The organism is Apilactobacillus quenuiae (assembly GCF_002994005.1).
Classification (GTDB): domain Bacteria; phylum Bacillota; class Bacilli; order Lactobacillales; family Lactobacillaceae; genus Apilactobacillus; species Apilactobacillus quenuiae.
Genome location: NZ_POSN01000001.1, coordinates 81,601 through 106,847, shown reverse-complemented (window position 1 = coordinate 106,847; position 25,247 = coordinate 81,601). Strand labels below are relative to the sequence as shown.

The 25,247-nt window shown below is 29.5% G+C and carries 30 protein-coding genes, 1 tRNA gene and 1 other annotated feature; of the genes, 2 read left to right on the top strand and 29 right to left on the bottom strand.

The genetic code is table 11. From position 1 onward, the window contains the following. Window positions 1-24: 24 nt before the first annotated feature. A complete protein-coding gene (locus C7N44_RS00605) occupies window positions 25-384 on the bottom strand; it encodes an Asp23/Gls24 family envelope stress response protein (RefSeq protein WP_105955986.1) in 360 nt (119 codons plus the stop codon). A gap of 225 nt (window positions 385-609) precedes the next feature. Between C7N44_RS00605 and rpmB the strand changes: the two genes are divergently transcribed. Next, window positions 610-795, top strand: coding sequence for a 50S ribosomal protein L28 (rpmB, locus tag C7N44_RS00600; protein WP_105955985.1), 186 nt, complete (start codon window positions 610-612; stop codon window positions 793-795). An 83-nt stretch (window positions 796-878) separates the two neighbouring features. On the opposite strand, the gene C7N44_RS00595 is transcribed toward rpmB, so the two are convergent. The 28 genes from C7N44_RS00595 to miaA form a co-directional block, all read right to left on the bottom strand. Further along, window positions 879-1,526 (bottom strand): thiamine diphosphokinase, encoded by a 648-nt coding sequence (locus C7N44_RS00595; RefSeq protein ID WP_105955984.1) that lies wholly within the window; start codon window positions 1,524-1,526, stop codon window positions 879-881. Window positions 1,527-1,528: 2 nt separating this feature from the next. Further along, window positions 1,529-2,179, bottom strand: coding sequence for a ribulose-phosphate 3-epimerase (gene rpe, locus C7N44_RS00590; RefSeq protein WP_105955983.1), 651 nt, complete (start codon window positions 2,177-2,179; stop codon window positions 1,529-1,531). Between the two features lie 10 nt (window positions 2,180-2,189). After that, window positions 2,190-3,086: a ribosome small subunit-dependent GTPase A gene (rsgA, locus tag C7N44_RS00585; RefSeq protein WP_105955982.1), complete on the bottom strand. Its 897-nt coding sequence runs from the start codon at window positions 3,084-3,086 to the stop codon at window positions 2,190-2,192. Window positions 3,087-3,102: 16 nt separating this feature from the next. Continuing rightward, complete coding sequence (pknB, locus tag C7N44_RS00580) at window positions 3,103-4,986, bottom strand: Stk1 family PASTA domain-containing Ser/Thr kinase (RefSeq protein WP_105955981.1); 1,884 nt, start codon at window positions 4,984-4,986, stop codon at window positions 3,103-3,105. Continuing rightward, window positions 4,983-5,729, bottom strand: a complete 747-nt coding sequence (locus C7N44_RS00575; RefSeq protein ID WP_105955980.1) for a Stp1/IreP family PP2C-type Ser/Thr phosphatase — start codon at window positions 5,727-5,729, stop codon at window positions 4,983-4,985. Before C7N44_RS00575 ends, pknB begins: the two co-directional genes overlap by 4 nt. A gap of 10 nt (window positions 5,730-5,739) precedes the next feature. Beyond that, entirely contained in the window at window positions 5,740-7,071 is a 1,332-nt protein-coding gene (rsmB, locus tag C7N44_RS00570; protein ID WP_105955979.1) for a 16S rRNA (cytosine(967)-C(5))-methyltransferase RsmB, read from the bottom strand. Beyond that, window positions 7,064-8,020 (bottom strand): methionyl-tRNA formyltransferase, encoded by a 957-nt coding sequence (gene fmt, locus C7N44_RS00565; protein WP_105955978.1) that lies wholly within the window; start codon window positions 8,018-8,020, stop codon window positions 7,064-7,066. Before fmt ends, rsmB begins: the two co-directional genes overlap by 8 nt. Window positions 8,021-8,035: 15 nt before the next feature. After that, entirely contained in the window at window positions 8,036-10,450 is a 2,415-nt protein-coding gene (gene priA / locus C7N44_RS00560; RefSeq protein ID WP_105955977.1) for a primosomal protein N', read from the bottom strand. A 9-nt stretch (window positions 10,451-10,459) separates the two neighbouring features. Further along, entirely contained in the window at window positions 10,460-11,656 is a 1,197-nt protein-coding gene (gene coaBC, locus C7N44_RS00555) for a bifunctional phosphopantothenoylcysteine decarboxylase/phosphopantothenate--cysteine ligase CoaBC (RefSeq protein WP_105955976.1), read from the bottom strand. Between the two features lie 96 nt (window positions 11,657-11,752). Further along, entirely contained in the window at window positions 11,753-11,956 is a 204-nt protein-coding gene (rpoZ, locus tag C7N44_RS00550; RefSeq protein WP_105955975.1) for a DNA-directed RNA polymerase subunit omega, read from the bottom strand. Further along, window positions 11,956-12,573 (bottom strand): guanylate kinase, encoded by a 618-nt coding sequence (gene gmk / locus C7N44_RS00545; RefSeq protein WP_105955974.1) that lies wholly within the window; start codon window positions 12,571-12,573, stop codon window positions 11,956-11,958. The genes rpoZ and gmk overlap by 1 nt, the downstream gene beginning before the upstream one ends. Before the next feature lie 66 nt (window positions 12,574-12,639). Next, window positions 12,640-14,331, bottom strand: a complete 1,692-nt coding sequence (gene recN / locus C7N44_RS00540; protein ID WP_105955973.1) for a DNA repair protein RecN — start codon at window positions 14,329-14,331, stop codon at window positions 12,640-12,642. 39 nt (window positions 14,332-14,370) lie between these two features. Next, window positions 14,371-15,177, bottom strand: a complete 807-nt coding sequence (locus C7N44_RS00535) for a TlyA family RNA methyltransferase (protein ID WP_105955972.1) — start codon at window positions 15,175-15,177, stop codon at window positions 14,371-14,373. A 16-nt stretch (window positions 15,178-15,193) separates the two neighbouring features. Beyond that, complete coding sequence (locus tag C7N44_RS00530) at window positions 15,194-16,081, bottom strand: polyprenyl synthetase family protein (protein WP_105955971.1); 888 nt, start codon at window positions 16,079-16,081, stop codon at window positions 15,194-15,196. After that, window positions 16,081-16,314: an exodeoxyribonuclease VII small subunit gene (locus C7N44_RS00525; protein WP_105955970.1), complete on the bottom strand. Its 234-nt coding sequence runs from the start codon at window positions 16,312-16,314 to the stop codon at window positions 16,081-16,083. Before C7N44_RS00525 ends, C7N44_RS00530 begins: the two co-directional genes overlap by 1 nt. After that, a complete protein-coding gene (xseA, locus tag C7N44_RS00520) occupies window positions 16,314-17,657 on the bottom strand; it encodes an exodeoxyribonuclease VII large subunit (protein WP_318530494.1) in 1,344 nt (447 codons plus the stop codon). The genes C7N44_RS00525 and xseA overlap by 1 nt, the downstream gene beginning before the upstream one ends. Then, the gene (locus C7N44_RS00515) at window positions 17,654-18,508 is read right to left on the bottom strand and encodes a bifunctional 5,10-methylenetetrahydrofolate dehydrogenase/5,10-methenyltetrahydrofolate cyclohydrolase (protein ID WP_105955968.1); all 855 of its coding nucleotides are present in this window, start codon (window positions 18,506-18,508) and stop codon (window positions 17,654-17,656) included. The genes xseA and C7N44_RS00515 overlap by 4 nt, the downstream gene beginning before the upstream one ends. Before the next feature lie 98 nt (window positions 18,509-18,606). Then, window positions 18,607-19,002: a transcription antitermination factor NusB gene (gene nusB, locus C7N44_RS00510; RefSeq protein WP_105955967.1), complete on the bottom strand. Its 396-nt coding sequence runs from the start codon at window positions 19,000-19,002 to the stop codon at window positions 18,607-18,609. Beyond that, window positions 19,002-19,442: an Asp23/Gls24 family envelope stress response protein gene (locus C7N44_RS00505; protein ID WP_105955966.1), complete on the bottom strand. Its 441-nt coding sequence runs from the start codon at window positions 19,440-19,442 to the stop codon at window positions 19,002-19,004. The genes nusB and C7N44_RS00505 overlap by 1 nt, the downstream gene beginning before the upstream one ends. Window positions 19,443-19,479: 37 nt before the next feature. Then, on the bottom strand, window positions 19,480-20,043 hold the full coding sequence (efp, locus tag C7N44_RS00500) for an elongation factor P (protein WP_105955965.1): 564 nt from the start codon (window positions 20,041-20,043) through the stop codon (window positions 19,480-19,482). Window positions 20,044-20,175: 132 nt separating this feature from the next. Further along, entirely contained in the window at window positions 20,176-20,472 is a 297-nt protein-coding gene (gene rpmA / locus C7N44_RS00495) for a 50S ribosomal protein L27 (RefSeq protein WP_105955964.1), read from the bottom strand. A gap of 21 nt (window positions 20,473-20,493) precedes the next feature. Then, window positions 20,494-20,838: a ribosomal-processing cysteine protease Prp gene (locus C7N44_RS00490; protein ID WP_105955963.1), complete on the bottom strand. Its 345-nt coding sequence runs from the start codon at window positions 20,836-20,838 to the stop codon at window positions 20,494-20,496. Window positions 20,839-20,852: 14 nt separating this feature from the next. Beyond that, complete coding sequence (rplU, locus tag C7N44_RS00485; RefSeq protein ID WP_105955962.1) at window positions 20,853-21,161, bottom strand: 50S ribosomal protein L21; 309 nt, start codon at window positions 21,159-21,161, stop codon at window positions 20,853-20,855. Between the two features lie 19 nt (window positions 21,162-21,180). Then, window positions 21,181-21,258 (bottom strand) — a sequence feature (ribosomal protein L21 leader region). 100 nt (window positions 21,259-21,358) lie between these two features. Next, window positions 21,359-21,432 (bottom strand) — tRNA-Arg (locus tag C7N44_RS00480). Between the two features lie 57 nt (window positions 21,433-21,489). After that, on the bottom strand, window positions 21,490-21,996 hold the full coding sequence (locus C7N44_RS00475) for a hypothetical protein (RefSeq protein ID WP_105955961.1): 507 nt from the start codon (window positions 21,994-21,996) through the stop codon (window positions 21,490-21,492). Window positions 21,997-22,103: 107 nt separating this feature from the next. After that, complete coding sequence (gene glnA, locus C7N44_RS00470; RefSeq protein WP_105955960.1) at window positions 22,104-23,447, bottom strand: type I glutamate--ammonia ligase; 1,344 nt, start codon at window positions 23,445-23,447, stop codon at window positions 22,104-22,106. A 34-nt stretch (window positions 23,448-23,481) separates the two neighbouring features. Further along, a complete protein-coding gene (locus tag C7N44_RS00465; RefSeq protein WP_105955959.1) occupies window positions 23,482-23,856 on the bottom strand; it encodes a MerR family transcriptional regulator in 375 nt (124 codons plus the stop codon). An 87-nt stretch (window positions 23,857-23,943) separates the two neighbouring features. Further along, window positions 23,944-24,864 (bottom strand): tRNA (adenosine(37)-N6)-dimethylallyltransferase MiaA, encoded by a 921-nt coding sequence (gene miaA / locus C7N44_RS00460; RefSeq protein WP_105955958.1) that lies wholly within the window; start codon window positions 24,862-24,864, stop codon window positions 23,944-23,946. A gap of 149 nt (window positions 24,865-25,013) precedes the next feature. Between miaA and C7N44_RS00455 the strand changes: the two genes are divergently transcribed. Next, window positions 25,014-25,190: a DUF3042 family protein gene (locus tag C7N44_RS00455; protein ID WP_105955957.1), complete on the top strand. Its 177-nt coding sequence runs from the start codon at window positions 25,014-25,016 to the stop codon at window positions 25,188-25,190. Window positions 25,191-25,247 lie beyond the last annotated feature (57 nt).

The following is a 25,247-nucleotide window of genomic DNA, read 5'->3' as shown; positions in this document are numbered from 1 at the left end:
CGATTAATCATAATCAATTAATTATTAGTCTAAGACTCGAACCCCTTGAACAATAACATTGACTGCATTGGCAGAAATGCCAAGCATAGTTTCTAAATTGTACTTAACTTTTGACTGAACATTTTTACAAACTTCTGAAATTTTTGTTCCAAAACTTACAATTATATTTACATCAACAGAGATACCATTATCATCTTGACGAACAACAACACCTCTTGCATAATTATCTTTTTTTAAAATATCATTAACATTATCTCTAATTTGATTTTTGCTAGCCATTCCAACAACTCCGAAGTTATCAGTAGCAGCTCCACCAACAACAGTAGCAATGACATTATTATCAATATCAATTAATCCATGTTTTGTTTTAATTTTTACGGCCATAACCATAGCCTCCTTAGAAGATAAATTTTCTAATATATTCGATATATAATATTACCACAAGTTTAAAAAAAGCTAAAGGGTTGTTATTATAAAAGGGTTTAAACTGTCAAGTATAATTCCTTGAAAGAAAAACATTGCAAATACGCGATTAATATGCTAAATTATTAGAGTGAGATGTAATAAAAGCAACGCTTTTGAGAAATCATTAAAAGGAGGAATTTACCAATGGCTAAAGATTTTATTAATGGTAAAAGAACTCATTATGGTAACAAACGTTCCCATGCTTTGAATTCTTCACGTCGTAGCTGGAAGCCAAACCTACAAAAGGTTAATATTCTTGTAGATGGCAAACCTAAAAAGGTTTGGGTTAGTACCCGTACATTAAAATCAGGTAAAGTTACTCGTGCCTAATTATATTCAGCTTGGCTCATTGGCCAAGCTTTTTTAATATAAAAAAACGATGTCTATTTATTATAGACATCGTTTTTTATATTTTATAAATCTTTACTTTGAATAACGCTTAAAATACCCTTATCAAAAGAGAAAGTTGCGCTTGATTCAATGAATTCATTACTAGCAAAAGATATAGGTCTAGAAACATGATAATTATCCAAAGTATACTTAACATCATTTAAAGTTAGATTCATTTCATTTAATGGTAAATAAGCTAAATATTTTTTGTCTAATTCTTTTTTTATTGTATGATTACCCGGTAAAAAATAAGAAATAGTATTTTGATTATCTATAATTCTAATTTTTTCAACAATATTTTTATATCTTGGTTCAGTAATCATTAAAAAGTTAGATAAAAAATGATCTAGTCTTCCACCAGTTGCTCCATATATGTTAATTATATCAGCATTTAACTCTTCATTAGCTATTTTCAGAGCTAATTGGGTATCTGTATCATCTTTGATTGGATTAAAGGTTCTTAAATCCTTAACATTTTTCTTAACAATTGATAACTCTGCATCATTCATTGAATCATAATCACCAATAGACACAATTGGATTAATTCCCATTTCAATTAATCTAAAGCTCCCACGGTCTACGCCAATCCAGTTTTCTTTAATGTTCCCTACTTTTAAATTATTAGGCCATAAATAAGTGGGACCACCTACTAGTAAATTAACAACTTTCATAATTATTTAGTAGCATCCTTAATAGCCTGAACTTTTGATGAAGGTTTTTCATCATTAAATACATATGAACCAGCAACGGCAACAGTGGCACCAGCATCGTAAGCAGTTTTAACAGTTTCGTTATTAACTCCACCATCAATTTCGATATCAAATGAGTATCCTTCACTCTTCTTCAAGTCATTTAATTGCTTAATTTTTTTAACAGTTTCAGGTAAAAATTTTTGGCCACCAAATCCAGGATTAACAGTCATCACTAATACTTGATCAACCATATATAGTACTGGCTTAATAGCTTCTACTGGTGTTCCAGGATTAATAACAACTTCAGCTTTTACACCTTTATTTTTAATCATTTGTAAAGCTCTATGAATATGTGGAGTAGCTTCCACATGAACACCAATTAAATCTGCACCATTGTCAGCAAATTCATCTACATATCTTTCAGGATTTCTTACCATCATATGAACATCTAAAAACAAATTTGAAATTTTTCTAATTTGTTTAACCCAACCTGGTCCATATGAAATTGAAGGTACAAAGTCCCCGTCCATTACATCAATATGTAAATATTCAGAATTTTGTTCAACTTTATTAATATCTCTTTCTAAATTTAAATAGTCAGCACTTAAAATTGATGGAGCTACTTTAATCATAAATATTTCCTCATTTCTTTTTATTATAAACTGGTTTTTTATTTTTTAACATTCCATATAACTGTAAATAATTATTATAACGTTCGTGAGACAATTTATTATCATTTAATAATTTTTTTATTTCACAATTAGGTTCATTTATATGAACGCATCCCCTAAATTTACATTTATCAGCATTTCTTTTAAATTCAGGAAAATAATTTCTAAGTTCATTAGATCTAATATCAAACGTATCATAAGATGAAAATCCAGGAGTATCAGCCACTAAACCACCATTAATTTTAAGAAAGCTAACCTTCCTAGTCGTATGTTTCCCACGATTCAAAGCTGCAGATATTTTACCAGTTGGCAATCTTAAACTGGGAGAAATCTTATTCAACAATGTAGATTTACCAGAACCTGTCTGTCCCATAATTACGCTAACTTTATTTTTGAAATAATTATTTAAGTCATTTAAAGCTTCACCGTCATTTTCACCGTCAGACATAATAACATTATAACCAATATTGTGATAAGTTAACTTAATATTATTAAAGTAATTTAAACTATCATTATCTAATAAATCTACCTTAGTAAAATAAATGATTGGTTTAATATTGCTAATTTCCAAAGCAACTAATTGACGATCCAATAAATTACTAGAAAATTCTGGGTTAACAGTCGAGGTTACTACAACAGCTTGATCGATATTAGCTATTGGCGGTCTTACCAATGAATTCTTTCTTTCAAAAACCTTAAGTAAATATCCCTCTGTTGCAGAATCTGATTGAAACTCTACCTCATCACCTACTAATGGGGTAATTTTACGTTTTCTAAAATTACCGCGGGCACGAGTTCTATATATTTTATTATCACTTATAATATCATAGAATCCACTAAGGGATTGAAATATCTTTCCTTTTGTCAATTAATCACCTCAATTTTTATTTCATAATTAGTTTACCATCCCGATATATTTCATATCTTGATTTTTCATTTGATTTTAAATTATATGGGATATATATATTAGTATCTTTATGAATATATATGCTTTCATAGAATGAAAGTCCATTACCGTTAATATTAGAATAAACAGTAATTTTGTTGCCATTTAAGTTATTAGTTCTTTTATATGGAATCCTTAATGACAATTTAAAACCATGATTTAAGTTTACACCACTTGTGTTTCCCTTTGAAACCCAAATTTCAACATTATAACCACTTTTAATTTTTAAACCATCAATAGGATTTTGTTGATAAACAACTCCAACTGGATCATCTGTAGTATTCTCATAATGAAATTTAGCATTTAAATGTTTATCATTTACATATTTTTTGGCTTGTTCTTCATTCATTCCTATTAAGTTTTTCATTGTAAATGATTCACCATATTTTGATACAACTAAATTCAATACTTTGTTTTTAGGATTAACCTTAGTATTAGGTAAAATGCTTTGATTTAAAACATGATTAGGCATGAAATAATCATTGTAATTATAAATGCTTTTTACTTTAAAACCCATCTTTGATAGTTTTATATAAATTTTGTCATATTTCTTACCAACATAATTGTCCATTTTAACTACCCCTGTGCCATTACTAACAATTAATTTAATACCAGAATGATTTAATAATTTGGTTTTAGCGTTAGGCTCTGTTTTAATAACATGATTATAAGGGACTTTGTAGTTATTTTGATAAATAATTTTTGTTGAAAGTAATTTCGATTTTTTAATATTTCGTTTTGCATTTTCAACTTGCATGTTAACAACATTTGGTACAGTCACTCTAGAAAACAAAGTTAAGTGCAATATAATTATAATCGTAATAATAAATAACAAAAAAACTGTAATCAAAAAGAATAGCTTTGTATTTTTATTATTATTCAAAGCATTCATTTTAGAACTATCTTTTTTTAAGGCTTCAAAATTTAATATTTTGGTTTCATCATCATCGATTAATTTTTTATTATTAGCTTTAAAAAATAATTTGGCTTCATATTTTCTATTAGGATCCAAGGAGGTCTCTAAATCTTTTTTCATTTCTAGCACACTACTATAACGGTCTTCAGGCCTTTTTGCTGTAGCCTTTAATACAACATTTTCTAATGATTGGGGAACTTTAGTATTTTTATCAATTATTGAGGGAATGTTATTACGAGAATGTTGCATAGCAATGTTAACCGGAGAATCGCCACTAAAAGGAACTTTTCCTACCAATAATTCATATAAAATGATTCCTAAAGAATAAATGTCTGATTGCCTAGTAATTGACTTCCCTAGTGTTTGTTCAGGTGAGATATAATGAATCGAACCAACAATAGAGCTGGTTCGAGTTAATGGCAATAAATCAGTAATAACAGCAATTCCGAAATCAGTTATTTTAATATTTTTATTTTTATTAATTAAAATATTCTGCGGTTTTAAATCACGATGAATAATACCATGATCATGTGCTATATTAACTGCATCAAGCACTTGACACATAATATAAATAACAGTTTTTAAATCAATTGGATAATTATTTTGAATATATTTTTTTAAATCAGATCCTGAAACATATTCCATAACCAAATACTGCATATCATTATATTTACCAACATCGTAAAATTTAACAATATATTTACTGTTCAATTTATTAATAGCTAATCTTTCATATTTAAAATGTCGTTGAGCTTTTTTACTGTGTTGAAAATCAAGTCTTATAATTTTAATGGTAACCAAACGTTTAGCCTTATTATCATTAGCTAAATAAACGTTAACCATACCACCTTCACCAATTTTGTTGATAATCTTATAACGATTATTTAGCACAGTACCGTTTTTCATAGATTATCACTTCCTAGGGTGTTTTTAATAATGACTACAGATATATTATCATTACCACCATTATCATTGGCTTCTTTTATTAAATCATTGGCTATTTTATTAACAGATGAATTTTGATTAAGCTTATAATAAATATCTAAATCATTAACCATATTAGTAAGACCATCACTGCATAATAGAACAATATCGTTTGTTGATAAATTTATTTTAGAAATATTGGTATCAGCATCACTGGATACTCCTAGGCCTTTAACAATAATGTTTTTTAAAGCAGAATCATTAGCATCTTTTTTAGATAATTCACCATTTTTAATTAAAATATTGACGTAAGAATGGTCTACAGTAACTTGATTAAGCTCATTATTATGAAGAACATAACACCTACTATCGCCTAAATGAGCAACCAAGTATTGATTACCAAAAAATAATGCAATTACGATTGTTGTTCCCATTTTATCTAAAGAAAAATGTTCTTCTGATTTGATCATTATCTGATTATTAATAATTTTAAATTGTTTTTGAATCCAATTTTCAACAGCTTTGATTGAACTAATAGTATATTTTTTAAACGCATTTCCTAATAAATCAACAGCCATTTTTGATGCTACATCACCACCACGATTTCCTCCAATTCCATCAGCTAAAACCGTAAGTAAAGCACCCTGATGGTTATAAAAATAGCCTACACAATCTTCATTTTTATCTCTAACTTTACCAATTGATGATTTAGCAATTATTTGCATAATATCTCCATTATTTTTTAATCAAATTACATACAAAGAATCCATCTGATTCATAATCATCAGGATAAATTTTTAAATATTTATTATTTTTTTTTAAATTTAATAATGTTTTTGTAGGTACTAGTTCAAAATTTTCATTTAAAGCTAGGAATTTATCAATAACATCACTATTTTCCTGATTTAAAATAGTGCAAGTACTATAAACAAGTTTGCCACCACTCTTTAATTTTGAAGCGACAGAATTCAATATATCAAGTTGTATATCTGATAGATGATTAACATCAGATAATCGTTTTTCATATCTTATTTCAGGTTTTCTTCTAATTAGACCAATTCCAGAACATGGTGCGTCAATCAATATTTGATCAAATTGTTCATCTTTATATAATGAGTCTATTTTCCTAGCATCACAAGTTTCAGTACTTAGTACATCAGATACCCTTAAACGTTGTGCATTTTTTTCGACTTGTTTTAAACGTTTTTCATGTAAATCAAGCGCAAAGACATGACCACCTTGATTATAATCTAGTTTTTCAGCAATTTGAGTAGTTTTTCCTCCCGGAGCAGAACAAGCATCTAAAATCTGATAATTAGGTTTAATATCCATTGACTCAACAGGTAACATAGCGCTTTCATCTTGAATAGTCATTTTACCTGTCTTAAACAAATCACTATAACTAGCAGATTTATCAGTTAGAATCAAACCAGATTTTACTAATGAGCTATTTTTTACACCATAGCCTTCAGATTTTAATGCTTCTGATAAAGTTAATTTATCAATTAGTTTTGAATTAAATCTTACTGATTGTTTAGAAGGTTTATTAATACTTTCTAAAATAGAAATAGCTTTTTTATTTCCAACTTGTTGATTTAGCTCCTGAATAATCCATGGTGCAACGCTATATTCAATTGATAACTTTTTTATTGGATCCTGAATATCATTAAAAGATGGTAACCCATTTCTTTTTATTTGGTGTAATGTTCCAGTCACCATTCTTCTTATTCCATCATGGCCTAGTTTTTTCGCAATTTTTATAGATTCATTAAAGATAGCACGTTCAGGAATCTTATCTAAATAATACATTTGATAAATGGCACTATACAATAATTCCTTTACCCAAGCATCAGTTTTTTTAGGATTTTTTACAAATGAACTTAGATAATATTCTAAAGTTAATCGATGTTGAATTACACCATAGACAATATTAGTTAATAAACTTATATCACGGCTATCTAAATCGCTATGTTCAATTACCTGATTTAACTGTAAATTAGAATATGATCCATTAGATATTTTATTAAGTGTTTTTACTGCTAAAAGTCTGGGGTTATCTTTACTCATTAGTAATTACCTGTTCCTTTTCTTTAATACTTTGACCAGCTCCATTTAAATATGCTTTAATATTTTGTTTAGGTTTACCAGCTGGCTGCAATTCTAAAATTTCAATTATGGTACCACCACCACAAGCAATTTTTAAAGATTTTTTAGTTTTAGCAACTACTTTACCTGGTTCTAAATCAGTCTTTTCATCATTAATAATTTTAGTTTTCCAAATTTTTGTACGTTTACCTTTAAGAAAAGTAAATGCGCTAGGGTCTGGTCTTAGAGCTCTAACTTTACGATCAACTAAAAATGCAGTTTTAGTAAAATCAAGTTTTTCTTCAGAACGTTTAATGTTAGGTGAAAATACAACTTTGCTTTCATCTTGAGCTACCGGTTTAACAGTCCCATCAGCTATCTTAGGTAAAGTTTCTAATAATAACTTACTACCCAAAACACTTAATTTATCAAACATTGAAGCCGTATCATCTTGTTCTCCAATTTTAATAGATGCTTGAGATAAAATATCACCTGCATCCATTTTTTTAACCATATACATAATAGAAACGCCAGTTTTATCATCACCGTTCATAATGGAGTATTGAACAGGAGCACCACCACGATACTTAGGCAATAAAGAACCATGAACGTTTACTGCAGCTATTTTGGCAGCATTTAATAGCTTTGTAGGTAAAAATTGACCAAATGCAGCAGTAATAATAAAGTCTGGATGTAAATTAATAATGTTTTGCATTTCTTCACTACCACTAATTTTTTCTGGTTGAAATACATCAATATTTGCTTCTTTAGCAAATAATTTAACAGGTGATGCTTTTAAAACTCGTTTACGACCAAATGGACGATCAGGTTGGGTAACAACAGCTATAACATCATAACTTTCTGAATTTAATAAGTCTTTTAAGATTGGAACAGCAAAAGAAGGTGTTCCCATAAAAACAATTTTTTTCATATTTTATATACTTCCTTACATAAAGTTTAATGGATTAGGATCAATATTTACATACAGACCTTTTTGTGCATCTTTTTGATAATGCTGCAAAATATAATCTAAACAAGCATGTAAATTAGGCTCATTTTTATATTTAAGAATAATCTGATAATAATATTTATTCTTTATTCTCAAAATAGAACTAGGTGATGGTCCTAGCATAATTGTTTGATCACTTAATTTAGCTTTTAATATTTTGGATATTTCAAACATCTTTGCAGCAGCCTTGGATTCATTTATATCGCTAGCAGTTATTTTAACAGTAAAATAATATGGTGGATAGTTAGTTATATGCCTAATGTTCATTTCAGTTCGATAAAACTTTTCGTAGTCTTGTTGTTTAGACAACTGAATAGCATAATTATCTGGATTAAATGTTTGAATATAAACTAATCCCTCTTTTTCTGCACGACCTGCACGACCACTAACTTGAGTTAATAATTCAAATGTTTTTTCACTAGAACGAAAGTCGGGTAAATCTAATGATGTGTCAGCATTTAAAACCCCGACCAAAGTCACATTAGGAAAATCTAAACCTTTAGCAATCATTTGTGTACCCAATAGTACATCAGCATTGCCATGCCCAAATTTTTGTAAAAGTTGCTCGTGAGCACCTTTTCTTCTGGTAGTGTCAACATCCATCCTAATGATACGAGCATTAGGAATTAATTCTTGTAATTTTTTTTGTACTTTTTGTGTTCCTGTTCCATAATACCTAATTTTTTTATCATGACAATTAGGACAGCGGTATGGTATAGGTTCCTCATGGCCACAGTAATGGCACTTCATTGTTTTAGTATCCATATGCAAAGTTAATGAAATATCACAATTAGGACATTTTAATACAAAGCCACAATTTCTACACATTATAAATGAAGAATACCCTCTGCGATTCAGCATTAAAACCGTTTGTTCACTTTTATTAATACGATTTTTGATTGCATTTAGTAATTCTGAAGAAAAGTCCTCATCACCATTGTTAATTAATTCATTTTTCATATCAATAATTTTCACATTTGGTAGTGATTGATTATTAATTCGATGTGGTAATCTTATTAGCGAATAAACTCCTTTAGTAGCTCTTGCTCTTGATTCTAAAGAAGGTGTTGCACTACCTAAAATCACTGGACATTTGTAATATTTAGCACGCCATTTAGCAACATCCCTAGTATGGTAACGCGGGACATCATCCTGTTTATAACTAGAATCGTGTTCTTCATCCATAATAATTAATCCAATATTTTTTAATGGTGCAAATATTGCAGATCGTGCACCAACGACAACATCTGCTTTACCATTATTTATTCGGCGCCATTCATCATATTTTTCTCCATTAGATAACCCACTATGAAACATTGCAACTCTATCACCAAATCGACCTTTCACTCGATTAGCCATTTGTGGAGTTAAAGCTATTTCTGGGACTAACATCAATGCAGTTTTACCTATAGCTAATGCTTTTTGCATAGCCTGCAAATATACTTCTGTTTTGCCTGAACCTGTAACGCCTTCTAATAGAAAGACTTGACTATTATTATCATTAATCGAGATTCCTACTTGATCTACTGCATTTTTTTGGTCAACATTAAGTTTTAAAGGATAATTTTTTTTAACTGGTTGTTTATATGGATTACGATAAGCTTCCATTTGAAACTGGTTAAACCATCCTTTTTTTACAGCAGTTTTAATAGCAGATTCAGATATATCATAATTTTTACATAATTTTCTTTGTGAAATCGTATTATTAGGATAATCTCGAATATAATACAAAATATTTTTTTGCTTAGTAGCATTAGAACGTAATTCTGAAATTTTTTTATTAATTTCTTCATTTGAAATATTAGGCTTTAAGCCTAATATTTTTTTAGAATGCGCTTTATTTTTAACATTATATTTAATTTCAATCTTATTTTTCTTCTTTAAATTTAAAATTTTCCTTAATATGTCTTTATCAAACTCCTCTGGATTAAAATCTACAATTTTTGATTTACTAAATATTTTAGCAATCTGTTCATCATTAACATCATCAACTAATTTTAATTGCTTTTGATATTTAGCACGCATCACACTAGGTAACATAGTTAAAATACAACTAATTTGAAAAGAAAAAGTTTTATTAGCCATCCATTTTGACATCAATAATAGTTCATCATTTAAGACTGGCTCAAAATCCATAACACTGTCAATATTTTTTAAATTACCATTGAAACTACCATTAGGAATTATTTCCCAAACAATTCCTTGAACTTTACGACTACCATTTCCAAAGGGTACAATCACTCGCATTCCCGTTTCTAATTGTTCATTTAAGAATTTAGGAATTTGATAAGTATAAGGTTCATTAGTCTGCATAGTTGGTACATCAACAATTATTTTTGCTAAATTCAATATATCTCTTCCCTATTTATCAATTCTTTCACTAATAAGTTTTATTAATTTTTTTGAAATGTTTTTCTTGCTTTCAATATCAGTCTCACTAATTATCCCAGTATGATCAATAAAATAAACTTTATTATTATCACTATTAAATCCAGTATTATTTCCAGTAACATCATTGGCAACTAACATGTCAAGATTTTTATGCTTTAATTTATTTTTAGCGTTTTCAATCAGATTTTGCGTTTCTGCAGCAAACCCTACTACAAATTGATTAGATTTGGTTTTTGTGATTTCCTTTAAAATATCATTAGTCTTGGATAGGTTAAGAATCAAGTTATCATCATTTTTCTTTATTTTTTGGTTAGAATAAATAAGCGGCCTATAATCAGAAACTGCAGCTGCCATTATAAGAATATCCGATTTATTAAAGTTGTTTCTAACTGCTTTTTCCATATCTGCAGCAGAATTAACAGAAATTAATTTTGTTTTATTATTAGCAGACAATTTAGAAGGAGCGCTAATTAATGTAACATCTGCACCAGCATCAATAGCTGCATCTGCAATTGCATATCCCATTTTACCAGATGACTTATTACTTATATACCTAACTGGATCAATAGCTTCTCTAGTACCACCAGCAGTAACGATTAATCTTCTTCCTTTTAATAAATTACTATTGCTTAACTTATTTTCAAGCTTTTTTATAATTAGTTCTGGCTCAATCATTCTACCATTTCCGGAATAACCTTCAGCTAGATAACCTTTTGTAGGTGAAAAGATAGTTATACCATCATTCTTTAATGTATTGATATTCCTTATAGTAGCCGGATTATTCCACATATTATCATTCATTGCTGGTACTACAATTTTTTTGCCATTAGTTGCTAATAAAGTGGTACTAGCAGCATCATCAGCATTTCCGTTAGCTATTTTAGCAATAAAATTAGCAGTTGCTGGCGCAATAAGCGATACATCAGCCCATTTTGCAATATTAATATGGGTTATTTCCTTTTCATCTGGTTCTTCACTAATATTAGTGAATACTTTATTTTTAGTAAGCGTCTGAAATGCAAGCGGAGTAACAAATAGTTGTGCACTATCAGTCATTATAACTCTTACATTTGCACCCTTCTTAATTAAGTTTCTAGCCAAAGTTAGTGATTTATAAGCAGCAATACTTCCAGATACATATAATGCAACGTTTAGATTTTTAAACATTTTTACACCCCGATCATTATTTAATAATATTGTATCAAAAATTAGTTAACAAATTAAAAATAAAAACCTTTGCAATCAATGCAAAGGTTTTTAAAATTATTTTTCGATTCTTGTAAGTTCAACCTTACCAGCAGCAATTTCTTCAAAAGCTTTTCCAACAGGTTTTCTTGACTTATAATTATCTAATAATAATGGAGAACCGGATTCAATTTCATGAGCTCTTTTACTAGCTAACATAATTAATGAATATCTAGAATCGACTCTTTCAAGTAATTTATCTACAGATGGGTATAATAACATTAAGCTTCGTCTCCTAACGATGATAAATAATCTGGCATAACACGATTTACTTTAAGTCTTTCACTACTAATAATTGTTTGAATTCTATTAACAGCATTTTCAACTTTATCATTTAAAACAGCATAATCGTAGTTACGCATCATTTTAATTTCCAAAACAGCCTTCTTGATTCGCTTATTAATAACTTCCATATCATCAGTACCGCGACCAATTAGACGGTTTTTTAAAACTACTAGGTCAGGTGGAGTTAAGAACACAAATATCGCTTCAGGACAATTAGCTCTAACTTGCATTGCACCATTAACTTCAATTTCTAAGAAAACGTCATGACCAGCATCTAAAGTCTCATTTACATATTTTAATGGTGTACCATAATAATTGTCAACATACTTAGCATATTCAAGTACTTCACCATTCTTAATATGATTTTCAAATTGTTCCTTAGAAACAAAAAAATAATCTTTTCCATTAACTTCGCCTTCACGAGGCTTTCTAGTAGTCATTGAAATTGAATATTTAAAATCTACATTGGGCTGATTAAAAAGCGCTTTTCTAACAGTACCTTTACCAACACCAGAAGGACCAGAAAGGACAATTAACATTCCTCGTTTTGCCATTATAAAACCCCTTACAATTAAATAATATTATTACTATTATGGTCTATTTAAGTAAAATTTTCAAATTTATTTTTTCTCGTCATATGCTAAATTAAGCAACTCATTGGCATGTTCAATCGTCAGTTTAGTAACGGTAGAACCGGAAAGCATCCTAGCGAGTTCTTCTACTCGATCGTTGCTGTTTAATTTAACTAAATTAGTATTAGTTCGATTATTAGAAACTTCTTTTTTAATGAAGTAATGATGATCAGCCATTGCAGCTACCTGTGGTAGGTGAGTAATACATAAAACTTGTGATCTTCTAGAAATAGAAGAAATCTTATCAGCGATGGCTTGTGCCACTCTACCAGAAACACCGGTATCGACTTCATCAAATACAATAGAAGTAATTCCTTGAGAACTAGCAAAAACTGTTTTTAGGGCTAATAAAATCCTAGAAATTTCACCACCAGATGCTACTTTACTCAACGGTAATAGACTTTCACCTGGATTGGTCCGCATATAAAATTCCACATGTTCATTGCCAAACTGATTAAATGTTTTATTAGGTAATTTATTAAAAATTACTTTAAACTCAGTTTTTGACATATATAGATCAGATAACTGTTTATGAATTGCATTCTCTAATTCCACAGAAACTTTATGTCTAATAGAACTGATTTTTTGTGCTGCGTTCTCTAATTTATCATAATTATGATTATATTTTTCGGTAAGATTCTCACCGGTTTCCTTATCAGATTGCATAGAGGATAACTCATTTTTAACACTATCATAGTGTTGTAATATTTGTTCGATTGAATCACCATACTTACGTTTTAGTTCATAAATAACATTCAATCTTTCCTCAATTTCTTCTAATCGATTATCATCAAATTCTTGTAGATCAACTTGATCAGAAATATTATCGGATGCATCTTGTAATAAATAAAAAGCATCTTTTACACTATCTGATATTTCATCAAATTTAGAATCAACATCTTCGATTGATTGCATGGCATTCATCGCTTGACCAATCATGTCTAAGGGACTAATTGCATCATCACCATTAATTGAGCTAAATGATAGGTTTAATGCATCTACAATTTTTTGATAGTTTTGTAAATGATCACGTTCCTGAGATAATCTTTCTTCTTCTCCATTTGCTAAATTAGCATTGCCAATTTCATTTTCTTGGAATTGTAACATATCTAATCTTTGAGACCATTCCTTTTCATTATTACGCTTCTCTTTAATTAGTTTATTTAGATGATTATATTTTTCATAATAATAATTATATTCTTTTAGAAGTGGTTTCAAATCATTCTGTCCAAATTCATCTAATAATTGAACATGTTTATCTGGCTGCATTAAGTCTTGGCTATCATTCTGTCCTTGAATATCTACAACAGTGGATCCAATCTTTTTTAAAGTAGCAGTATTCACCAAAATACCATTTACACGACAAATATTTTTACCATTGCGATAAATTTCTCTTTGCAAAATAACACTACCATCACTATGATCAATACCAAGATCATCCAAGATCTTGTAAGTTAGTCCTTCTTGTGGAAAAACAAACAATCCTTGAATTAGCAGTTTATTACTACCATTTCTAATAAACTTTTGTGAGCCACGATTACCAGCTAATAGTCCGACAGCATCAATAATAATAGATTTACCAGCACCTGTTTCTCCAGTAAGCACCGTCATGCCAGATGAAAAATCTATCTCTAATTTATCGATGATTGCTAAATTACTTATTAATAAATTTTCTAGCAATTAAATAACTTCCTTTCAAAAATTATTAAATAAAACAAATCATCCTAAATTATCGGATCTTTCAATTGTATTGCTAATTGAAACACTAGAATCAATTGATGGATTATCATCAGATCTTAGATGTAATAAGAATTCAATATTTCCTTCTCCTCCTTTAATTGGAGAATAATCAAGTCCTTCAACTGAATAACCAGCCTTAATTGAGAAATTAATGATATCATCTAAAACTTCAGCATGAACTTTATGATCTCTAATAATTCCATGTTTACCAATTTTATCTCTACCAGCTTCAAATTGTGGTTTTACTAAAGCAACAACCTGTCCACCTTTTTTAAGAATATTTTTCAATGGTGGCAAAATTAAATGTAAAGATATGAAAGAGACATCAATTGAAGAAAATTCTGGCTGGCCATTATCAAAATCATCCAGTTTACTATATCTAAAATTAGTATGCTCCATTACCTTAACACGTGGATTTTCCCTTAATTTCCAAACTAATTGATTACTTCCAACATCAAGTGCATAGCTTAATTTAGCCCCATTTTGCAACATAACATCAGTAAATCCTCCAGTTGAAGATCCTATATCTAAAACAACTTTGTTGTTAACGTCTATATTAAAAGCTTTTAAAGCCTTAGCTAATTTTAGTCCTCCACGACTAACATATGGCATCGGTTTTCCTTTTAAATGAAGTTTAGTTTCATCAGAAATTTTAGTTCCTGGCTTATCTAACCTTTCTTCATTTTTTCCCAAAATTTCGCCGGCCATTACAGCTCTTTTTGCTTTTTCCCTAGTATCAAAAAGTCCTTGTTGAACTAAAAGTACATCAACTCTTTGCTTTTTCATTAATAAATTGCTCCTATTAACTAATTTTAAAATAAGTTAGAAATGCTGCTAATAAATCAGTATCAATTCCATAATTTTCTTTTATTTGATTAAGCGTCTTATGACTATGATCTAAAACTTTCTCTAGTTCTAAATATGAATTCTTCAGCCCTATTAAATTAGGATAAGTATTCTTTTTATTATCCTGATGCACTGGCTTACCAAGCTGCTTAGAAGTTGCAATAACATCTAAAATATCATCATATATCTGAAAAGCTAAACCATAGTCGTCAGCATAAGTAGATAAAAGAGTTTGTAAATTTTTATCAGCATTAGACATAATCGCACCAGCAGAAACAGCATAATTAATTAAGGCACCGGTCTTACCACGATGTAGCCTCTGTAAAGACGCTAAGCTTAAAGTTTTATTTTCAAATTCAATATCTGATGCTTGGCCAGCAACCATTCCACTAGGACCACTTGCTTTTGAAAGCATTAAAATAAGTTGTGATTTAATATCAATAGATAAATTATTATCAGCAACCCATTGGAAAGCCAATGAAAGTAACCCATCTCCAGCTAAAGTGGCCATTCCAGCACCAAATTTAACATGATTAGTAGGCATCCCTCGACGTAAATCATCATTATCCATAGCTGGTAAGTCATCATGAATTAATGAATATGTATGCAATAATTCAATCGCACAAACAGCTCTTAAATTATCATCATTTACATTTTGGTTTAAAGTTTTCATAGTTGCTAATGTCAATAGAGGCCTTAATCTCTTACCACCTGCCATCAATGAATAGTACATTGAATTGGCTAAAGTATTTTGATTAATATCTTTTGTTAAATTAGATTCTAAATAATTATTAATTTTAGGTACATTTTCATGTTCAAAATCATTTAGCATTTTTTCTAACATTATTTTTTATCACTTTCTGTTTTTTCAAAAGGAACTTCTTCATCATCACTTGTCATTTCTTTAGCAAGTGTATTTTCAGCATTTTTTAAAGTAGATTGAAGATCTTTTGTCAAACTAACTCCATTTTGAAACTCAGATAAAGCTTTTTCTAATGGAATATCTCCTTGCTCTAATTCATTTACAATTTGTTCTAGTTTTTGCATATTTTCTTCAAAGGTAACTTTTTCAGCCATTATTTTTGCTTCCTTTCTATCGAATTAACAGTTGCTTTTGCAGATCCATCTATTAGGTTAAGGTTTATTGTTGAATCTTGCTTTAAGTCATTAACACTTTTAATTACATTATTTTGTTCATCAGTTGTATAACTAAATCCTCTAGACATTGTTTTAAGTGGACTTAAATGATCTAATGATTCAATAATGTTGCTTAAATTATTTTGTTTATTTTTAATAATCAATTCAATGTTTCTTTGTAATTGTTGTTGTTTAATTTTTAACAATTGAATATTAGATTCAACTTGTTGTTTTGGAGAATTAAGTTTTAATCCATTACTTAATTGACTAAATTGTTTATCAAAATAATTAAATTTATTCTTCATATTATTAAATAACTTTTCACGTAAAGTATCTAAGCTTTGTAGATATGAATCATATAGTCTTTCTGGTTGTTTAAATATATATGATTCCTTAGCTTTATTTAATCTTTGATCAAGCACATTTAATATATTCTTAAATGCATTAAATATTCTAATCTCATATTTTTGCAATTCTGATAATACATCTGTTAACACAGGTACAGATAACTCTGCAGCTGCGGTTGGAGTAGCAGCTCTTACATCAGCCACTAAATCAGCAATTGTGGTGTCAGTTTCATGCCCAACAGAAGAAATAACTGGAATATCACTATCAAAAATAGCTCTAGCAACGATTTCCTCATTAAATGGCCATAAATCTTCAATAGATCCTCCACCACGTCCAATAATTAAAGTGTCGAATGTTCCCATTTGATTTACTTTTTTGATTTGATTAGAAATATCTGCAGCTGCTTCACTTCCTTGAACTACAGCTGGAAACAGTACAATTTGAGCAATTGGATATCTTCTTCTAGTAGTAGTAATAATATCTCTAATAACTGCACCACTAGGTGAAGTAACAACAGCAATTCTTTTAGGAAACTTGGTTATTGATTTTTTAGGAGCAGAAAACAAGCCCTCTTTTGAAAGTTTATTCTTTAATTGTTCATATGCTTGATAAAGTTCTCCAACACCATCTGGTTCCATATGATCAATATATATTTGATAATTACCAGTCTTTTCATACAAAGACACTCTACCAGTAACTAAGACCTTCATGCCCTCTTCAGGAGTGAATTTAACTTTATTAAATGCTGATTTAAACATAATTGCACTTATTTTTGAATTATCGTCTTTAAGACTAAAATATTGGTGAACTGGTCTCAATCTAAAATTAGATATTTCACCCGTTAAATATATTTTTCCTAAATAAGGATCACGATCAAATTTTTTCTTAATATAGCTAGTTAAATCACTAACTGATAAATAATCATTACTCATTATAAAGAGTCACTCCATTTTGTAAGTTCAACGGTTTGAGTCATTAATGTGCTAATTGTCATAGGTCCAACTCCTCCTGGTACTGGAGTAATATAGCCGGCAATTTCATAAACTTCTTGGTAGTCTACATCTCCAACTAATTTACCAGTTTCATCTAAATTTTGGCCAACATCAATAATTGTGGCACCTTGCTTCACATCATTTTTAGTAACCGTATGTAATTTACCAGTTGCTGAAACTATGATATCAGCATTTTTAGTATAGTCACTAACATTAGCATAATGATTTATTACACTAACTTCAGCACCAGCATTAATTAATAACGCTGCCATTGGTCTTCCAACAATTGTACTTCTACCAATTACAACTGCTTTTTTACCTACAAGCTCAATATTGTATTCATTTAGCATTTTCATGATACCTTTTGGAGTACAAGCAACTGGATAGTTTTCAGCTTCATTTAAAAATAACTTACCAGAATTAATAATTTGAAATCCATCAACGTCTTTCTTAGGGTTAATTTGCCCCATAATATATTTTTCATTAATATGTTTAGGAAGTGGAGATTGAATTAAAATTGCATTTATATCATTATTATGATTATATTCGTTTAAAACTTTAAGTAATTCTGTTTCTGTAGTTTCTTCTGGCAATTCTTTTACTATTGATTTTATACCTAATTGTTCAGCTTTTTTATGCTTACTTCTGACATATCTTTTACTAGCTTGATCATTTCCTACAATAATCACCGCTAAACAAGGTATAACTCCTTGTTTTTTCATTTTATTTACATTTGTTTTAGTATCTTCATTAAGTTTTTTTGCCAATAATTTTCCATCAATAATAGTTGCCATATAGAAACACCCCATTCATTTTATACTTATTTTAGCACATTAAAATTAATTTATGCATTAAAAAAATAGATTTGCAGTTAAGCAAACCTATTGTTTAATTATGAAATAGCATTAGATAAAACACCATTTACAAATTTACGTGAATGATCATCACTATATTTTTTTGTTAACTCTAAGGCCTCATTAATCGCAACCTTATTTGGAATATCACCTACATAATAAATTTCAAAAAAAGCCATTCTAAGGACAGCTAAATCAGTTTTAGCAATTCTATTAATTGACCATCCGGAAATAAGATATTCACTAATTTTATTATCTAAATCTTCTTTATGTTCTAAAACCCCATTAACTAATTCAAGATAATATGATGGAATTTCGTCTTGTGTTTTAGAAATAGCATGAAAGAAAAGTTCTTTATCCGTAGTATCATTTGCATTTATCGCAAATAAAGTTTGAAATGCAAACTCTCTTATTTTGTGTCTTGTAAAATTCACTATTGTTCACCCTTATTATTACTATCGTTATCATCAAATAAATTATTTGAATCAAATTTATCGTCCGTTTTTTCAGGAACAATTCCCTCTACATGAACATTAACTTCACCTAAGTTTAATTCAGTCATGAATAAGAGTTGTTGTTTTACTTGTTCTTGGATATTTAAAGCCACTTTAGGCACGGAAACACCATAATTTAAGTAAACATAAACATCAACAATTAATTTATCATTGTCAAAATTTAATTTAATTCCCTTACCAAATTCTTTTCTACCAAACAGTTCATTTACACTAGTGGCTAAAGAACCACGCATGCTGTTCACACCTTTCACTTGAACAGCAGCAATACTGGCAATTATTTCTAATACCCTTGGAGATATTTGAACATCTCCATTTTGATCACTTGAGTTTTTTAAAGCAATGTTATTTTCTTCTGCCATAAAGATTACCCCCAATCGAGTAATTAAGTTTCAAAAATTAAGCTCTTGAAATATAGCTTCCATCAGTAGTGTTAATAATTAATTTATCATCAGAATTAACAAAGAATGGAACTTGAACAATTAATCCAGTAGTCATTTTAGCTGGCTTGCTTCCACCAGAAGCAGTATTACCTTTAATACTTGGTTCAGTTTCTGCAACTTGAAGAGTAACAGTATTTGGAACTTCAATACCAATCACTTCATTTTCATATTGAACAATACTTACTTCCATATTTTCTTGTAAATAGTTTAAAGCATCCTTAATTTTGTCACCAGGAACAGTAAGTTGATCATAAGTTTCCATATCCATGAAAACATAACCAGAGCCATCTTCATATAAGTATTGCATAGTTCTTGAATCAATTTGTGCTTGTTCCATTTTAGCACCAGAACGGAATGTTTTATCTTGAACAGCACCAGTTCTTAAGTTCTTTAACTTAGAGCGAACAAATGCTCCACCCTTACCAGGCTTTACGTGTTGAAAACTAATAATACGCCAGATAGCATTATCAACCTTGATTGTTAATCCAGTTTTAAATTTAGCTGTTGAAATTACTGCCATAATTAAAATAATCCTCCTAATATTAACTAATTAAATAGTTATTTGTAGCACCATTACTTACTAATATTATAACATTATATTTTATAATAAAAAAAGCCTGATAATCAGGCTTTTAATACATTATTTACTTAATTATTTAGCAACTGCTTCAGAAACAGGGTATACTGAAACTTGGCGCTTTTTGCGGCCCATGCGTTCAAAACGTACAACACCGTCAACTAAAGCAAATAAAGTATCGTCACCGGCACGTTTAACATTTTTACCAGGGTAAATATGTGTACCACGTTGACGGTAAATAATTGAACCAGTTGTAACAGTTGATCCATCAGCAGCCTTAGTACCTAAACGACGACCTGCAGAATCACGTCCGTTAGCAGTTGAACCTCCCCCTTTATGGTGAGAGAAGAATTGTAGATTCATTTTTAACATTGAATTACACCTCCGTACAATTTAATCGTTTATTATATTTAATTTAATATATTTTGCATAACTTTTAGAAATATCAATCATCCCATTCTCAAAGCTATGTAAAATAGCTTGAGAAGCAATCATATTATCATGATTTTCAGTGTTAGGAATAGTTACTTCCATAAAGCCACCATCAATATCATTGCTTTTTACTTTAGGATCTAGCTTAGCAACTTCATTCAATCCATTTACAGTCGAAATGGACAAAACTGAAGCTGCAGCACAAACTATGTCCTTACCATAATCTCCCGAATCAGCATGACCAGTTATTTTAAATGAATTTACAAAATCATTTAATTTATTATGATAAATAGTAACTTTAATCATTTTATCCTCTTTAATTATGCATTGATTGAGTCAATAGTAACCTTAGTATATGGTTGTCTATGACCCTTCTTTGAACGAGCACCCTTCTTAGGTTTGTAACGAAGAATAGTAATCTTCTTACCACGACCGTGCTTTTCAACAGTACCTTCAACTGAAGCACCGTTTACTAGAGGAGTACCAACTTTAGCTGAGTCTCCACCAACGAAAACAACTTGGTCAAATTTAACCTTGTCACCTTCATTTGCGTTTAATTTTTCAACGTAAATTGATTCACCTTCAGCAACCTTATATTGCTTTCCGCCTGTTAAAATAATTGCGTACATAATGTGCACCTCCTTGAAATAATATGCTTAGACTCGCCGAAAATAAGCGTTCATTAATATGAATCTTAATACTCATTCCGTGCGGTTGTAGCTGTGAAAGTCCACAAATACAACGACATAAGTATACACACATTATAGTAATTAGTCAACAAAAAAACACATTACAAAATTGTAATGTGTTTTAAAATAAAAATAAATGTCGCAGAAGAGATTCGAACTCTTGACCTACGGTTTAGAAGACCGTTGCTCTATCCTGCTGAGCTACTGCGACAACAAATAACCAACAAAAATAATTATATTAAAAATATAGATAAGTGTCAATACTTTTTTAATTTTTATTAAAAAAATCTTTAGATACATCCCTAATATTCAAGTTCATATCAACAATTCCAAATTTATTAAAGATCTTCCAAGCATATGTAAAATCTTTTTCACTATGATTGAATAGACTATTGATTAACATTTTTTTAATAACTAAATAAACATTACTAAATTCATTATCAGCGTTATTTTTAAATATTTTTTTCTGTTCATCCTCAGAAATAATAATAAGATGATTCCAATTCTTTAAATTGGCTACTAAAAAGAAAAGTTTCATACTTTCAGTAAAGTCTTTTATCATGATATTTTTATAATCAATAATATCAATATTCATATTAGAATCAGATAATAGATTAAACCTTTTAGAGTCTTTAGCAAATTGAGCTAAACTAACATCTAAATTAATGTATGCTTTTTGTAATCGATTATTTTTGTTAACTGTAAAATTACTATTTTGCTCAGACAATCTAAAATTATCTATGGACTTTTTTAACATTTTTTCATAATTAAACAAATTACTCACTTCCTTATAAGACAATTTAAAATTCTAACATTAATAAAAATATTTTCAAGAAAAAAAGAGACTATAAGCTAATATAATCTCTTTAGAAAATCAATATTTTAGTATTGTTCCATGTATTGGTCTCTTTCCCATTCAGAAACTTGTGCACGATATGCGTCATATTCTAAATGCTTAGCTGCCAAGAAACTATTGAAAATTTTCTCACCCAATGCATGCTTCATAGTCTTATCAGAAGCTAATTCTTTAAGTCCATCCAATAAATCATCTGGCAAGTTAACAATTTGGTTATCTTTTCTTTCTTGAGCATTCATGTGGTAAATATTTCTATCAACACTCTTTGGTGGAACAATTTCATTTCTTAATCCATCTAATCCAGCTTCCAATACAGAAGCAATTGCCATATATGGGTTAGCTGTTGGATCAGCACTCCTTAATTCCAATCTAGTTGCTAATCCACGAGCATTAGGTACTCTAATTAATGGTGAACGATTTGATCCAGACCAAGCAACATAAACTGGTGCTTCATAACCAGGAACTAAACGTTTATATGAATTAACAATTGGATTGCAAACAGCTGTATAACTCTTAGCATGTTTCATTAATCCACCTAAGAAATGATAAGCAGTTTCAGATAATTGCAATTCACCATTTTTATCATAAAAAGCATCACCGTCATTATTAAATAATGACATATTCAAATGCATACCAGATCCATTAATACCACTTAGAGGTTTTGGCATAAATGTAGCATAAAGTCCATGCTTTCTAGCAACTGTTTTAACAACTAACTTAAAAGTTTGGATATTATCAGCAGCATTCAAAGCATCTGCGTATTTAAAGTCAATTTCATGTTGTCCAGGAGCTACTTCATGATGAGCTGCTTCAACATCAAAGCCCATCTCTTCAAGAGTTAGAACAATATCTCGACGACAATTTCCACCTAAATCTAACGGAGCCATATCAAAATAACTTCCATGATCATTCAACTTTGTTGTGGGTTTACCATTTTCATCCATTTTAAATAAGAAAAATTCTGGTTCAGGTCCAATATTAAATGAAGTATAACCAGCATCTTTCATGTCTTTTAGAACACGAATCAAATTATTACGAGGATCTCCCTCAAATGGTTCACCATTAGTTTTGTAGACCTCACAAATAACTCTGGCAATTTTACCTCTTTCTGAGCTCCATGGGAAAATCATCCAAGTTGAAAGATCTGGATGCAAGTACATATCACTTTCTTCAATTCGAACGAAACCTTCAATAGATGAACCATCAAACATTAATTTATTATCGAGTAAATCATCTAATTGACTAATTGGGACTTCAACATTTTTCAATGTACCTAAAACATCCGTAAACATTAATCTTAGGAATTTAACGTCTTCTTCTTTTACAATTCGACGAATATCGTCTTTTGAATAATCATGTTTTGTAGCCATTTAACTCTACCCCTAACGTTTTGATTAGATTTAATTAAAAAGAATTATTGCTCTTAACGTCTTTTGAGTTTAGTCCACCAACATTCAACAATTCATCAGATAGCAATCTTCTTGCCTCTTGATCTGATAATTTATTGTTAGATCCACGGCTAAAAGCTTCTTTTTCTCTCTGCTCATAAACACTTTTAATCTTAGAAATATTCATACCATCAGATATGTAGTCTTTAATTTCCAAGATTAGATCAATATCATTTAAAGAATACATCCTACGATTTCCTTCATTTCTTTCAGGAGAAACCAAACCTTGCTCTTCATAATATCTAATTTGTCTAGCAGTTAAATTAGTAAGCTTCATAACAGTGCCTATTGGCAAAACTGATAGTGAACGTCTTAAGTCTTTTTCTTTCATAAATAACTCCCTCTAATAATTTTATAATAACATTATAATTAAACATGTCAAGCTAATATGTAATATAATATGACATATGATTAAAAATTAACTGTTTTTCCATTTAAAAATATCTCTTATGATTGCATCTATTTGATTTTTATCAGATAAAATGTCATACCATGTAACATCCATTTTATTTCTAAACCAAGTAAGTTGTCTTTTAGCATAATGTCTTGAATTCTTTTTAATCAAATCTTTTACATCAGAAAGCTGCATATCACCATTAAAATATCCATTAAATTCTTTATAACCAATACCTTTACATGCTGGTAATTCTAAACCACCTTTTTGATAGAGCCACTTGTTCTCTTGCAAAAGACCATTATCAAACATAATGTCAACTCGTTTATTAATTCGATCATATAAAACTGCACGATTTGTATTTAAAGCAATAACATAACTATCAATATTATTATTATGACTATCAGACTGATCAGAAAACTTTTTACCATTTTCTTTATAAAATTCTAAGGCTCTGATTATACGTCTTTCATTATTAACAGGAATATTAATTGCAGCTGCATGATCAATTACATCCAGATCTTTCCATAAATTATATTTTCCCTTTTCAACGGCTTTTTTATGCATGCTACTTCTAAAAGAAGAATCAATTGAAGAATTATTTCCAAAATTAAACCCATCAACAAGTGATTGCAAATAAAATCCAGTACCACCAACTATAATTGGCAATTTACCTTTATCATATATACTTTTTATTAAATGCTTAGCATCTGATACAAAATTAGATGCAGAATATGAATCATCAACATTTTTAGTATTAATAAGATGGTGCTTAATTCCTTGCATTTCATTTTCAGTTACTTTAGCAGTCCCTATATTTAGTCCTCGATATACTTGCATTGAATCTCCAGAAATAATCTCTCCATTAAATTTTTTAGCCAATTTAATGGAGAGATCAGTTTTTCCAACAGCCGTTGGTCCAGCTATTATTAGAACTTTGTACATAAAATCACTTCATTTCGTTTAATTAATCAATACATTAATCATAATAAATTATTGAATAAAAATAAACACAAAACTGGATATATTACCATAAATCTTGCATAATAGAACTGTATAGAACTTATACATATACAAATAAGGAGGGTATTATGATGAAAAAATTTGGAAACGGATTCTTTCTTGGGGTATTAGCAACATTAAGTGCTGTTGTAGGTGCATTATTCTCTTTCAAGAAAACAGTTGTTGAGCCTGTTGAAAATCATGAACAAAAGCTTGATGAAAATAGAAAAAGAGTTTTGCGTAAACAACGTTCTGCTCACTTAAACTAATAAATAATTTAAGATAAAAAATAAACCTATTTAAAGCAAAGATATTAATTAGCTTTA

Excerpts from the sequence above, each read along its gene's own strand:
- C7N44_RS00505 (WP_105955966.1), bottom strand. The coding sequence starts at position 19,442 with ATGGCAGAAGAAAATAACATTGCTTTAAAAAACTCAAGTGATCAAAAT.
- gmk (WP_105955974.1), bottom strand. The coding sequence starts at position 12,573 with ATGGCAAAACGAGGAATGTTAATTGTCCTTTCTGGTCCTTCTGGTGTT.
- efp (WP_105955965.1), bottom strand. The coding sequence starts at position 20,043 with ATGGCAGTAATTTCAACAGCTAAATTTAAAACTGGATTAACAATCAAG.
- rpmA (WP_105955964.1), bottom strand. The coding sequence starts at position 20,472 with ATGTTAAAAATGAATCTACAATTCTTCTCTCACCATAAAGGGGGAGGT.
- rpmB (WP_105955985.1), top strand. The coding sequence starts at position 610 with ATGGCTAAAGATTTTATTAATGGTAAAAGAACTCATTATGGTAACAAA.
- C7N44_RS00465 (WP_105955959.1), bottom strand. The coding sequence starts at position 23,856 with ATGAAAGAAAAAGACTTAAGACGTTCACTATCAGTTTTGCCAATAGGC.
- C7N44_RS00525 (WP_105955970.1), bottom strand. The coding sequence starts at position 16,314 with ATGGCTGAAAAAGTTACCTTTGAAGAAAATATGCAAAAACTAGAACAA.
- C7N44_RS00605 (WP_105955986.1), bottom strand. The coding sequence starts at position 384 with ATGGCCGTAAAAATTAAAACAAAACATGGATTAATTGATATTGATAAT.
- rpe (WP_105955983.1), bottom strand. The coding sequence starts at position 2,179 with ATGATTAAAGTAGCTCCATCAATTTTAAGTGCTGACTATTTAAATTTA.
- rsmB (WP_105955979.1), bottom strand. The coding sequence starts at position 7,071 with ATGAGTAAAGATAACCCCAGACTTTTAGCAGTAAAAACACTTAATAAA.
- rpoZ (WP_105955975.1), bottom strand. The coding sequence starts at position 11,956 with ATGTTATTATACCCATCTGTAGATAAATTACTTGAAAGAGTCGATTCT.
- C7N44_RS00515 (WP_105955968.1), bottom strand. The coding sequence starts at position 18,508 with ATGGCAACTATTATTGATGGAAAATTATTGGCAAAAAAACTTAATGAA.
- coaBC (WP_105955976.1), bottom strand. The coding sequence starts at position 11,656 with ATGTTTAAAAATCTAAACGTTGCATTATATGTATCTGGAAGTATTGCT.
- miaA (WP_105955958.1), bottom strand. The coding sequence starts at position 24,864 with ATGTACAAAGTTCTAATAATAGCTGGACCAACGGCTGTTGGAAAAACT.
- C7N44_RS00490 (WP_105955963.1), bottom strand. The coding sequence starts at position 20,838 with ATGATTAAAGTTACTATTTATCATAATAAATTAAATGATTTTGTAAAT.
- pknB (WP_105955981.1), bottom strand. The coding sequence starts at position 4,986 with ATGAAAAACGGTACTGTGCTAAATAATCGTTATAAGATTATCAACAAA.
- C7N44_RS00455 (WP_105955957.1), top strand. The coding sequence starts at position 25,014 with ATGAAAAAATTTGGAAACGGATTCTTTCTTGGGGTATTAGCAACATTA.
- rplU (WP_105955962.1), bottom strand. The coding sequence starts at position 21,161 with ATGTACGCAATTATTTTAACAGGCGGAAAGCAATATAAGGTTGCTGAA.
- fmt (WP_105955978.1), bottom strand. The coding sequence starts at position 8,020 with ATGAAAAAAATTGTTTTTATGGGAACACCTTCTTTTGCTGTTCCAATC.
- C7N44_RS00575 (WP_105955980.1), bottom strand. The coding sequence starts at position 5,729 with ATGCAAATAATTGCTAAATCATCAATTGGTAAAGTTAGAGATAAAAAT.
- glnA (WP_105955960.1), bottom strand. The coding sequence starts at position 23,447 with ATGGCTACAAAACATGATTATTCAAAAGACGATATTCGTCGAATTGTA.
- C7N44_RS00595 (WP_105955984.1), bottom strand. The coding sequence starts at position 1,526 with ATGAAAGTTGTTAATTTACTAGTAGGTGGTCCCACTTATTTATGGCCT.
- C7N44_RS00535 (WP_105955972.1), bottom strand. The coding sequence starts at position 15,177 with ATGAAAAAGCAAAGAGTTGATGTACTTTTAGTTCAACAAGGACTTTTT.
- C7N44_RS00530 (WP_105955971.1), bottom strand. The coding sequence starts at position 16,081 with ATGTTAGAAAAAATGCTAAATGATTTTGAACATGAAAATGTACCTAAA.